The 10074-nt window shown below is 72.8% G+C and carries 9 protein-coding genes and 1 tRNA gene; 5 read left to right on the top strand and 5 right to left on the bottom strand.

The genetic code is table 11. The features are described from left to right. Positions 1 to 116: 116 nt before the first annotated feature. From ACOJTC_RS25615 to ACOJTC_RS25600, 4 genes are all read right to left on the bottom strand, one after another. The gene (locus ACOJTC_RS25615; RefSeq protein WP_204926975.1) at positions 117 to 1787 is read right to left on the bottom strand and encodes a DUF885 domain-containing protein; all 1671 of its coding nucleotides are present in this window, start codon (positions 1785 to 1787) and stop codon (positions 117 to 119) included. A gap of 132 nt (positions 1788 to 1919) precedes the next feature. Then, positions 1920 to 2996, bottom strand: coding sequence for a PHP domain-containing protein (locus tag ACOJTC_RS25610; RefSeq protein WP_420118804.1), 1077 nt, complete (start codon positions 2994 to 2996; stop codon positions 1920 to 1922). 74 nt (positions 2997 to 3070) lie between these two features. Then, entirely contained in the window at positions 3071 to 6016 is a 2946-nt protein-coding gene (locus ACOJTC_RS25605; RefSeq protein ID WP_420118803.1) for a glycosyl hydrolase, read from the bottom strand. A 160-nt stretch (positions 6017 to 6176) separates the two neighbouring features. Continuing rightward, positions 6177 to 6947 (bottom strand): M23 family metallopeptidase, encoded by a 771-nt coding sequence (locus ACOJTC_RS25600; protein ID WP_377684606.1) that lies wholly within the window; start codon positions 6945 to 6947, stop codon positions 6177 to 6179. 144 nt (positions 6948 to 7091) lie between these two features. Here ACOJTC_RS25600 and ACOJTC_RS25595 point away from each other — a divergent pair, with 144 nt between their 5' ends. From ACOJTC_RS25595 to ACOJTC_RS25580, 4 genes are all read left to right on the top strand, one after another. Then, entirely contained in the window at positions 7092 to 7454 is a 363-nt protein-coding gene (locus ACOJTC_RS25595) for a hypothetical protein (protein ID WP_420118802.1), read from the top strand. A gap of 73 nt (positions 7455 to 7527) precedes the next feature. Next, positions 7528 to 7695 (top strand): hypothetical protein, encoded by a 168-nt coding sequence (locus ACOJTC_RS25590; protein WP_204926980.1) that lies wholly within the window; start codon positions 7528 to 7530, stop codon positions 7693 to 7695. A gap of 113 nt (positions 7696 to 7808) precedes the next feature. Continuing rightward, the gene (locus tag ACOJTC_RS25585) at positions 7809 to 8342 is read left to right on the top strand and encodes a tRNA adenosine deaminase-associated protein (RefSeq protein ID WP_204926981.1); all 534 of its coding nucleotides are present in this window, start codon (positions 7809 to 7811) and stop codon (positions 8340 to 8342) included. Between the two features lie 220 nt (positions 8343 to 8562). Continuing rightward, positions 8563 to 9018 carry a nucleoside deaminase gene (locus ACOJTC_RS25580; protein WP_420118805.1) on the top strand — a complete coding sequence of 152 codons (456 nt, stop codon included), beginning with the start codon at positions 8563 to 8565 and terminating at the stop codon, positions 9016 to 9018. 120 nt (positions 9019 to 9138) lie between these two features. On the opposite strand, the gene deoD is transcribed toward ACOJTC_RS25580, so the two are convergent. Continuing rightward, positions 9139 to 9849 (bottom strand): purine-nucleoside phosphorylase, encoded by a 711-nt coding sequence (gene deoD, locus ACOJTC_RS25575; RefSeq protein ID WP_363658442.1) that lies wholly within the window; start codon positions 9847 to 9849, stop codon positions 9139 to 9141. Positions 9850 to 9924: 75 nt separating this feature from the next. Between deoD and ACOJTC_RS25570 the strand changes: the two genes are divergently transcribed. After that, positions 9925 to 10014, top strand: a tRNA-Ser gene (locus tag ACOJTC_RS25570). Positions 10015 to 10074: the final 60 nt, after the last annotated feature.

The following is a 10074-nucleotide window of genomic DNA, read 5'->3' as shown; positions in this document are numbered from 1 at the left end:
CCGACCGGCCGGGGGTTTTACCCGCTCCTCCCCCGGGCCCCCCCCCCGGGGTGTGGGGGGGGGGGCCTCCCCCCCGCCCCCGACCACCCGTCACGCCCGCCGACCGGCGGTGCGGATCAGAGCCGGGCCAGGGCCCGGCGCAGCGGGTCGAGCCCGAGCGCACCCAGGTCGAGCGCCTGCCGGTGGAACTCCTTCAGGTCGAAGTCGGCGCCCTTGCGGGCCATCGCCTCCTCCCGGGCCTGCAGCCAGATCCGCTCGCCCACCTTGTACGACGGCGCCTGCCCCGGCCAGCCCAGGTAGCGGTTCAGCTCGAAGCGCAGGTTCTCGTCCGGCACCCGGCAGTGCGCCCGCATGAACTCCCAGCCCAGCTCCGGCGTCCACCGCTCACCCGGGTGGAAGCCGAACGGGTTGTCCCGGGGGATCTCCAGCTCCAGGTGCATGCCGATGTCGAGGATCACCCGGGCCGCCCGGAACGCCTGCCCGTCGAGCATGCCGAGCTTGTCGCCCGGGTCCTCCAGGTAGCCCAGCTCGTCCATCAGCCGCTCGGAGTAGAGCGCCCAGCCCTCGCCGTGGCCGGAGACCCAGCACAGCAGCCGCTGCCAGCGGTTGAGCAGCTCCGCCCGGACGGCGGTCTGCGCGACCTGGAGGTGGTGGCCGGGGACGCCCTCGTGGTAGACGGTGGTCACCTCGCGCCAGGTGGAGAAGTCGGTGACGCCCTGGGGCACCGCCCACCACATCCGCCCCGGGCGGGAGAAGTCCTCGCTCGGCCCGGTGTAGTAGATCGCCCCGTCGCTGGTCGGGGCGAGGCAGCACTCGATCCGCCGGACCTGCTCGGGGATGTCGAAGTGGGTGCCGTGCAGCTCGTTGATCGCCTTGTCGGCCAGTGCCTGCATCCAGTCCCGGAACGCCTCCTTGCCCTGGATGGTGCGCGCCGGGTCGGCGTCCAGCACGGCCACCGCCTCGTCGATGGTGGCACCCGGGCCGGCGATCCGGCCCGACACCATCCGCATCTCGGCCTCCAACCGGGCCAGCTCCGCGAACCCCCAGGCGTACGTCTCGTCGAGGTCGACCTTCGCGCCGAGGAAGTACTGCGAGGCCAGCTCGTACCGTTCCCGGCCGACGGCCTGCTTGTCCCGCCCCAGCGGAACCAGCTCGGTACGCAGGAACTGGCCGAACTCGGCGGTCGCCGCGGTCGCCGCCGCCGCGCCCCGGCGCAGCTCGGCACCGAGCGTGCCGTCGGCGTCCAGCCGCTGCACCAGCCCGTGGAAGAAGTTGTCGCCGTGCGGGTCCGTCCAGGTGTCGCACTGCTTGGCCACCTCGGTCAGCTGCACCTTGGAGCTGACCCGGCCGGCGGCGGCGGCCTCACGCAGCGTGGTCTTGTAGCCCTCCAGGGTGGCGGCGAACCGGTTGAGCCGGGCGGCGACGGCGGCCCGGCCCTGCTCACCCTCGGTGGGCATCAGGTCGAAGACCATCCGGATCTCGTGCAGGCCGCTGGCGATGACGTTCACCTCGCTGGTGATCTCGCCCGCGTCGTGCCGGGCCAGCTCCAGCCCCAGGCGCTCCTGCATCGCCTCCTTGGCGGTCCGTTCCGCCTCGGACTCCGGCTCGGTCACGTCCAGGTCGGTGAGGGTGCGCCGGGTCAGTTCGGCCCGTGCCTCGTAACCGGCGGGCGAGAGGTCGTCGAGCTGGTCGTCGTAGCCGGCGATGCCGACGTAGGTGGCGCCGGTCGGGCTCAGTTGCGCCCAGTCGGCCACGTACCGGTTCGCGAGGTCATCGATTCGTCCCACGCTGCGACCCTACGTGACCGTCGGGGCCGGTTGTCGAGTGTGTTTGCCGGGCCCGGGGTGAACGGCACGCCGGAGCCGTCGTTGCGCTATCCGAGCCCAGGGGATACCGCAACATCGCCCCAGAAGAGTTGATCATCCCGAGGCGCGGGCGCGGGTCCAGTCGAGCAGGCGGTCCGCCGGCCAGGTGTTGACCACCCGGTCGGCGGGGACGCCGCACAACGCGGCCCGCACGCAGCCGAACCGCTGCCAGTCGAGCTGCCCGGGGGCGTGCGCGTCGGTGTCGATGGCGAACCGGCAGCCGGCCTCCAGGGCCCGGCGGATCAGCCGCTTCGGCGGGTCCTGCCGCTCCGGCCGGGAGTTGATCTCCACGGCCACGTCGTGTTCGGCGCAGGCGGCGAAGACCGCGTCCGCGTCGAAGTCGCTCTCGGCGCGGGTCCGCGCCCGGTGCCCCTTGTCACCCGGGCCGGTCACCCCGGCGGGCCGGGACGACACCATCCGCCCGGTGCAGTGGCCGAGGATGTCCAGGTGCGGGTTGGCGATCGCGGTGAGCATCCGGCGGGTCATCCGGGCCCGCTCGTCGCGCAGGCCGCTGTGCACCGAACCGACCACCACGTCGAGCCGGGCCAGCAGCTCCTCGTCCTGGTCGAGGGTGCCGTCGGCGAGGATGTCCACCTCGATCCCGGTGAGGATGCGGAACCCCTCGGGCAGCGCCGCGTTCACCGCCGCCACGTGGTCGAGCTGCCGGCGCAGCCGGTCGGCGGTGAGGCCCCGGGCCACCGTCAGCCGGGGCGAGTGGTCGGTCAGCACCACGTACTCGTGGCCGAGTTCGACCGCGGCGAGCGCCATCTCCTCGATCGGTGACCCGCCGTCGGACCAGTCCGAGTGGGTGTGGCAGTCGCCGCGCAGCGCGGCCCGCAACGCGCCGGCCGCCTCGTCCAGGTCGACGCCCTCGGTGGCGACCAGCCGGCGCAGGTAGACCGGTTCCTCGCCGGCCAACGACTCGGTGACGCAGCGGGCGGTCACGTCGCCGACCCCGGGCAGGTCGGTGAGCGTGCCGGCCCGGGTCCGCTCGGCCAGTTCCGCCGCCGGCAGCGCGGCCAGGGCGGTCGCCGCCGAGCGGAACGCGCGTACCCGGTAGGTGGCCTCGTTGGCCCGCTCCAGCAGGAACGCGATCCGGCGCAGGTCGGCGACGGGGTCTCTGGCGCTCATGGATGGCAACCTACGCGCCCGCGCCGCGGGTGGGGGGACGACCGGCGGCGCGGGGTGTACGCGGGGGAGGCGGATCAGGAGTACGGCAGCTTCACCACCGACTGGTTGCCGGTGCCGAGGGTGGACGGGTTGACGCCGATCGCCGACCACACCTCCACCTTCACCGTGCCGCCGGAGAGGTTGCCCAGCGTGCCGGTGGCCGACTGCAGGCCGGCGTTCTGCGTGTAGTGCTCGTAGCCGGGCACCGGGTCGGTGGCGAAGTACCGGTACGTCTCCACCCGGTCGAAGGTTCCGTCCCCGGTCAGGTCGTAGGAGACCCGGGCCTGCACCCCGTTGCCGACCGACTGGCCGGCATCGAGGAACAGGTCGAACCCGGTCTGGCCCCCGGTGTAGGCGAGGTTGAGCCGGGTCGCGGTGAACACCACCGGGTTGCTGGGGGTGCCGTCGTGGTTCGCGCCCCCGGAGCCGGGGACGGTGGTCGTCGCCGCGCTGCCGGCGGAACCGAGCCCGCCACCGGGCAGCAGGAACCGGGTCGGCGAGCCGGCCGGCGGGGTGGTCGGCGGCGGGGTCGGGCTGGTCGGGGTCGGCGACGGCCCGGTCGGGGTCGGGGTGGGGGTGGGCGACGTCGTCGGGGACGTGGTCGGCGTCGGGCTCGGGTTGGTGCCGCCCGCCGCGTTGCCGCCGCTCCAGGTGTACGCCCCGGTCGTGGCGGTCTTCCCGGCGGCCACGGTGAGACTGGTCCCGTCGGAGAACCGCACGGTCAGCGGCGCGGCGGTGATGTTGCTGGCCACATAGGTGCGTGCGCCGTTGCGGCTGAACACGGCGGCCAGCGGGTGGCTGGCGGTGACCGTGGTGTCGACCTGGCCGAGCGCGGCGAGGTTGCGGATCCAGTGGAAGGTGTGCGCCCGGCTCTCGCCCTCCTCCGGGGTGTAACCGGGGTTGGCGCGCAGCTTGGCCAGCGCCGCGTCCGGGTCACCGAGGGCGAGGAACTGCCAGAGGATGTCCTGCCACACGGTGGGTTCGCCGCCGTTGTTGCGGACCAGTTCGGCGTAGTTCGCCTTGTTGTACGCCGGCCGGTAGCCGAGGTAGAGGTGGCCGCCGGTGACGGGGAGCATGTTGATGCCCTGGATCATCTCCGGCTCGGCGCTGAACCAGGTCGCGTACGCCCCGCCGTCGCCCCAGACCATGCCGACGGTGGAGTGCCCGAACGCCGCCGGGTAGTTCTCGTCGTCGACGTCGAACCAGTACTCCTGGATGGCGGCGGCCTGGGTGGTGTAGATGAACACGCCCGCGTCGCGGACGGCGGTGTTGCCGGTGGCCTGACCCCACTGGATCAGGGCGTTGGCGAAGTTCATCCCCTCCGACGAGGACTCCTGGTTGTTGCCGGCGTTGAACGAGCCGTGCCCGGAGGCCCAGTCGTGCCCGGCGTAGATGTCGAAGTCCCGCAGGTAGGGGAAGCGGGTGTCGGAGCGCTGGTAGTTGTTGGCGTCCCGGATGAGCAGGTCGACCATGCCGCCGTACTGGCTCTGGGCGGCCCATGCCGGGTCGAACTTGGCAAGCGTCGCCGCCGCCGCGATGAAGTACCCGTAGTGGAAGTGGTGGTCGTTGAGTTCCTGGTCGGACCCGTACGACGCCGGGTAGCCGATCAGGGTGCCCCAGTTGCGGTCGTAGTAGAAGACCTTCGCGGCCTTGCCCGGCGTGGCGGTGAACCAGTCGGTCAGGGTGCCGCGGATGGCGGCCAGCGCCGCGTTGCGGGTCTCGGTGTCACCGACCTGGTCGGCGATCTCGGCGATCCGGGCGGCTCGGCCGAGTCCCTTGCCGGTCCAGTAGGTGTCCCCGCCGCGCTGGTCCATCGGGTTGCCCCGGACGGCGGCGAGCTGCTCCTTGAGCTGGGCCAGGTCGGTGCCGGAGCCGGTGGCCACGGCGGGGACCTCGGGCAGCACCCCGTGGAACTTCATCGCGGTGCGGAAGGAGGCCACCCCGGTGAGCACCTTCATCCGGCCGCGCGCCGACGGGTAGGTCTGGGTGAGCGGGGTGCTGCCGGTGAGCGCCTTCCACTGGTGCGGGTAGAGGCTCACCACCGTCTGCGTGGCGGTGCCCTCCCGGGCGGTGGTGGTGAACGAGTACGTGGTGGTCACCGCGCTGGTCGCCGGGTCGTAGGTGTAGCCGACCCGGGTGCCGGTGACGTGTGCGTGGGCGTACCGGCCGTAGCTCGTGGCGAGTGAGGCGCGGGCGGTGGCGTCGGCGGTGGGCGGCAGCAGGGCGATCGAGAAGTAGCCCTTGCCGGCCAGGCCGGAGGTGATCCGTCCGTTGGTGACGGTCCAGGTCGCGCCCGTCGGGGCGTACCCGACGTAGTCGTGGCCCCGGACGGTGAAGCCGATGGTGGCGCCGCTGTTGGACCAGACGGTGGCCGCGCCGCCGGTCGGGTTGATCTGGGCGTCACCGCCGCTGGCCTGGAAGTAGGCGAACGGCAGCCCGTGACCGATGGTGGCGCGCAGGGTCCGGGCCCCGTCACTCCAGTACGGGGTGACCGTCCAGTCCGTCCAGTCGTCGACCTTCACCACGGGTGCGCCGAGCGCGGCCACGCCGACCCGGATGTCCTCGGTGTAGGTGTACTTGAACTCGCCCACCCCGGTCGCGGTGCCGCTGACGGTGGCCGCCGACGGTGCCGAGAAGCCGAGCCCGTCGGTGAACGTCTGGTAGGACACCGGGTGGGCGTGCAGCGGTTCGCTGTAGGAGCAGTTCGTCTTCTTCCACAGCAGCGACGACCACCAGTCGTTGGTGGGCACCGGCCCGGCGGGGGCGTTCGCGGTGGCGTACTGGCGGGGGTTGGTGGACATGGCGCCGCAGCCGGCGGGCAGCGGGCCGACCGGGTCGGTGGTGTAGCTGCCGGCACCGACGGTGGCCGCCTCGGCGGGGGAGTCGGCGGTGGTGAGGGTGAGGCCGCCGACGAGGACGGTCAGGGCGGTGGTGGCGGCGAGCACCCAGGGGGCGCGGCGGCGGGGGACGGGAGGTGTCATCGTGCCTCCTCCGCGCGGGGCGGGTGGGCCAACTGCGCGCGGTTCGTCGGAATTAGAGGGTTTCATGGGTCGAGAGAGCGCTCTCTCTGCATCGGACGTTAACCGACGAGTAATACCTACGTCAATGCGTACGGCCGATGACGCCGCCGCCGACCCCCGGTCAGCCTGCGCCGGAGGAGCCGCGCGGCGCGCGCGGGCAGCCGTGCTCACGCTCCCAGGCGGTCACCGCCGCCACCGGCGACCGGTTGCCCTTGCCCCGCCAGGAGTCCAGGTACTTCGCCGGCCACACCACGCCCCGCCGGATCCACCAGTCGTCGTGCCCGGTGCACTTCGGCGACAACCCGAAGTGCAGGTGACAGACGTTGTTCGCGTTCCCCGTCCGACCCACCTCGCCGAGCTGCTGCCCGGAACGCACCCGGACCCCGGCCTCGATCCCCGGGCTGACCACGCTCAGGTGCGACCCGTAGTACCGCACCCCGTCGTCACCCAGCAACGACACCGACAGGCCGCCGTTGTACGGCCCCAACGGCCCCTTCTTACGGAACCGGTCCACCCGGCTCACCTCCAGGACCGTCCCGTCGGTGACCGCCACCACCGGCTCACCACAGTCGGCGAAGATGTCGGTGCCCGGATACCCCGAGTGCGTCGGATGGTAGGCGACGTTGCCCGCCCGCACCGGAAAGACCCGGCGCAGGGCCGCCGCATCCGGCGTGGCCGACGGCGTCACGCTCGGAGCCGGGCTGCCCGACGGGCTGCCGGCCGGGGCCGTCGGGGTCGCCGGCTGGTCGCCCGTCGCCACCGCCGACGGGCCGTCCCAGACCGGGCCCGCGACCGGCTCGTCCGTGCCGCACCCCGCCAGCACCGCCGCCACGAGCAGTAGCACGGGGTACGCCGGACGGGTGCGCCGTGGGTCGGGACGCAGCAGGGACATTCGGACATCCTGACAGACGGCTACCGTGGAGGTCGCACCGACAGCGGCATCCGGCCGACGACGGCCCCCGGAACGGCCCGCCGACCCGATCCCGGCCGACGACGGTGCGACGGGTTCCGGCCGGCCGGAGGGGGAGCAGTGACCATGACGAACCACCAGCCCGGACGCGTCCCGTACGCCGCCTCGGGGCTCTTCCCCGCCGGTCCGCCCCGCCGGCCGACCTGGCGGGAACCACACCCCGTCACCGGCGCGGCGGTGGCCGCAGGTGGTGCCCTCGCCGCCGCCTGGCTGGTGCTCTTCGGGCTGCTCGGCCACGACGTCGGCAGCTACGCCTGGTGGACGGTGATCGCCGGCGCGCTCGCCTGGCTCGTCGCGTTCGCCCTGGTTCGCTTCGGCGACCGGGGGGCCGGTGCGGGTGTGGCCATCGTCACCGCCGGTGGCTGGAGCATCGCATTCGCGGTGGTCGTGGTGCGGTGGGCGGTCAGCGCGGACTGGCCGATGTGGTGACGCTGCGTCGTCGTGCGGCTTCGTTTGCTGCACCATCTTGACGTACCCGCTGTGACTGAGGACGCTCTTCGGTATGGCCTGGAACACCCCGCGGCTCGACTCCGAGCGGAGCCGTCGCCGCCTCCAGATTCTCGCCGAGCTGGCGGGCGCCCGCTCGGTACGCCAGCGGGAACGGCCGCAGCGGGAACGCACCGAACGGCTGCGTCAGCTCATCGCGACCCGTCGCCGCGTCGCCGGCTGACGAACTTTCCCCGGATTGCCGGCCCTTCGGGGCGTTGAGCGGTCGGCTGCCGACCCGACCGGTTAACGTGCACGCGTAACGAGTCGGCTGTGCCGAGGCCTTTTGGGGGAACCATGTCGTACTTCGCTGCCGCCGTGGTGCGCGACGAGGGCGGCTGGAACGCCGCCGAGGTGAACCTGCGCGGGGCCACCGACATCGACGAGGTCGCCGACCGGCTGCGCGATGTCGAACCCGACGCCGACGTGTCGCTGCTCTTCGTCGAGGCCGACGACGCGTACCTGGTGGTGCTGCGCCTCGACGAGGGGGAGGACCTGCGGGTCTTCGGCTCCGACTCGGCGTACGCCGAGGAGTCCCGGCTGGGCGCGCTGCTCGTCGGCGACCTCAAGACGTCGGTCACCGGCCTCGACGACGTCGACGAGCCGCCGTCGGCCACCGCCGGTGGCGGCGACGAGGACAGCGAGCAGCCGGTCGTCGACCCGGAGGCCGACCCGGTCGGCGACGCCGACCTCCTCGCCGACCTGGGCATCTCCGCCCAGCGCCTGCTCAAGCTCTGCGCCCACGAGGGCATGCTCCCGGCCGACGTGACCGCCGAGGTGTGCCAGGTGCTCGGCTGCGCCGACGAGGTCGAAGAGCTGCGTGAGGTCTGACCCTCCGCACGTCGGCGACGCCACGGCAGGGTCGTCCGGGGCCGGAGTCGGCCCGGGTTCGCCCGGTGCCGCCGGGCCGCTCGACGCCACCGATCCCGCCCTGGGCACCGTACGGCCGGGGCAGCCGACACCCGGCGCGGCCGGGCGGGTCGGTCCCGGGGCGACCGAGGGACTGGCCGCGCAGGATTCCGCCGGTCGCCGGCAGCGGCACGAACGGTGGATGCGCCGCGCCCTGGAGATCGCCGTCACCGGCCCGGACCTGCCCGCCGGCCGCGACGATGCCGCGGCGACGGTCGACGACGTGCCGGTGGGGGCGGTGGTCTACGGCCCGGACGGCACCGAACTGGCCGTCGGACGCAACGAACGGGAACTGACCGGGGACCCGACCGCACACGCCGAGGTGCTCGCGCTGCGCCGGGCCGCCGCGCGGACGGGCCGGTGGCGGCTGGACGACTGCACGCTGGTGGTCACCCTGGAGCCGTGCACGATGTGCGCGGGCGCGCTGGTGCTGGCCCGGATCTCGACCGTCGTCTTCGGCGCCTGGGAGCCCAAGACCGGGGCGGCCGGCTCGCTCTGGGACGTCCTGCGCGACCGCCGGCTCAACCACCGCCCCGAGGTGTATGCCGGGGTCCTGGAGACCGAGAACGCCGCCGTCCTGCGCGCCTTCTTCCGCTGACCCCGGGGCCGGGTCAACGGGGCGGGGCGGGGTTGGGTTTGGGTGACGGGGCTGATGTTGCGGTATCGCCGGGCGGGGACACCGCAACATCGGCCCCGCTGCGAGCCGTCGAGGCGACGGTCAGGAAGCGGCAACGGTGTCCAGGGCGATCTCGACCATCTGACCGAAGGTCTGCTCACGCTCCTGGGCGGTGGTCTTCGCGCCGGTCTTGATGTGGTCGCTGACCGTCAGCAGGGTCAGGGCGCGGGCCTTGAACCGGGCGGCGATCGTGTAGAGCGCGGCCGACTCCATCTCCACCGCCAGCACCCCGTAGTCGGCGAGGGTGTCGTACAGGTCGGGCCGGTCGGTGTAGAAGGCGTCGGCGGCGAGGATCGGGCCGACGTGCATGGTGATGCCGCGCCGCTCGGCCACCTCGACCGAGGTACGCAGCAACCCGAAGTCGGCCACCGGGGCGTAGTCGATCAGCCCGTCGAAGCGCATCCGGTTCATGTTCGAGTCGGTCGACGACCCGATCGCCGCGATCACGTCCCGGAGCTGCAGGTCCTCGGTGAGCGCGCCGCAGGAACCGACCCGGACCAGCGTCTTCACGCCGTACTCGTTGATCAGCTCGTGGGCGTAGATGGACGCGGACGGCATGCCCATGCCGGAGCCCTGGACGGAGACGTCCACGCCGTTCCACCGCCCGGTGAAGCCCAGCATGCCCCGCACCGTCGAGTAGCAGGTGGCACCCTCGAGGTAGGTCTCCGCGATCCACTTGGCCCGCAGCGGGTCGCCCGGCATCAGGACCCGCTCGGCGATCTCGCCCGGCTTCGCGCCGATGTGCGTACTCATGGCAAAGATCCTGCCAGGCCGGCCCGGGGGATACCGGTGCGGCATCCGAACCGGTGTTCCTGTACCCTCGTCGGCGGTGGCGTGTCCGAGTGGCCTAAGGAGCACGCCTCGAAAGCGTGTGAGGGTTTACGCCCTCCAAGGGTTCAAATCCCTTCACCACCGCCATCTAGCAGGGCAATCGCCCGGCGACCGCGAAAGCGGTGGCCGGGCGTTTGTCGTTTGTAG

Source organism: Micromonospora sp. (genome assembly GCF_048594385.1).
In the GTDB taxonomy this organism is placed as follows: Bacteria; Actinomycetota; Actinomycetes; order Mycobacteriales; family Micromonosporaceae; genus Micromonospora; species Micromonospora wenchangensis.
This window is presented reverse-complemented; position numbering and strand designations above follow the sequence as displayed.

Bases quoted from the DNA above. Each gene is read 5' to 3' on its own strand.
- ACOJTC_RS25605 (WP_420118803.1), bottom strand. From the start codon at position 6,016: ATGACACCTCCCGTCCCCCGCCGCCGCGCCCCCTGGGTGCTCGCCGCC.
- ACOJTC_RS25580 (WP_420118805.1), top strand. From the start codon at position 8,563: ATGCGCCGCGCCCTGGAGATCGCCGTCACCGGCCCGGACCTGCCCGCC.
- ACOJTC_RS25610 (WP_420118804.1), bottom strand. From the start codon at position 2,996: ATGAGCGCCAGAGACCCCGTCGCCGACCTGCGCCGGATCGCGTTCCTG.
- ACOJTC_RS25600 (WP_377684606.1), bottom strand. From the start codon at position 6,947: ATGTCCCTGCTGCGTCCCGACCCACGGCGCACCCGTCCGGCGTACCCC.
- ACOJTC_RS25590 (WP_204926980.1), top strand. From the start codon at position 7,528: ATGGCCTGGAACACCCCGCGGCTCGACTCCGAGCGGAGCCGTCGCCGC.
- ACOJTC_RS25585 (WP_204926981.1), top strand. From the start codon at position 7,809: ATGTCGTACTTCGCTGCCGCCGTGGTGCGCGACGAGGGCGGCTGGAAC.
- ACOJTC_RS25595 (WP_420118802.1), top strand. From the start codon at position 7,092: ATGACGAACCACCAGCCCGGACGCGTCCCGTACGCCGCCTCGGGGCTC.
- deoD (WP_363658442.1), bottom strand. From the start codon at position 9,849: ATGAGTACGCACATCGGCGCGAAGCCGGGCGAGATCGCCGAGCGGGTC.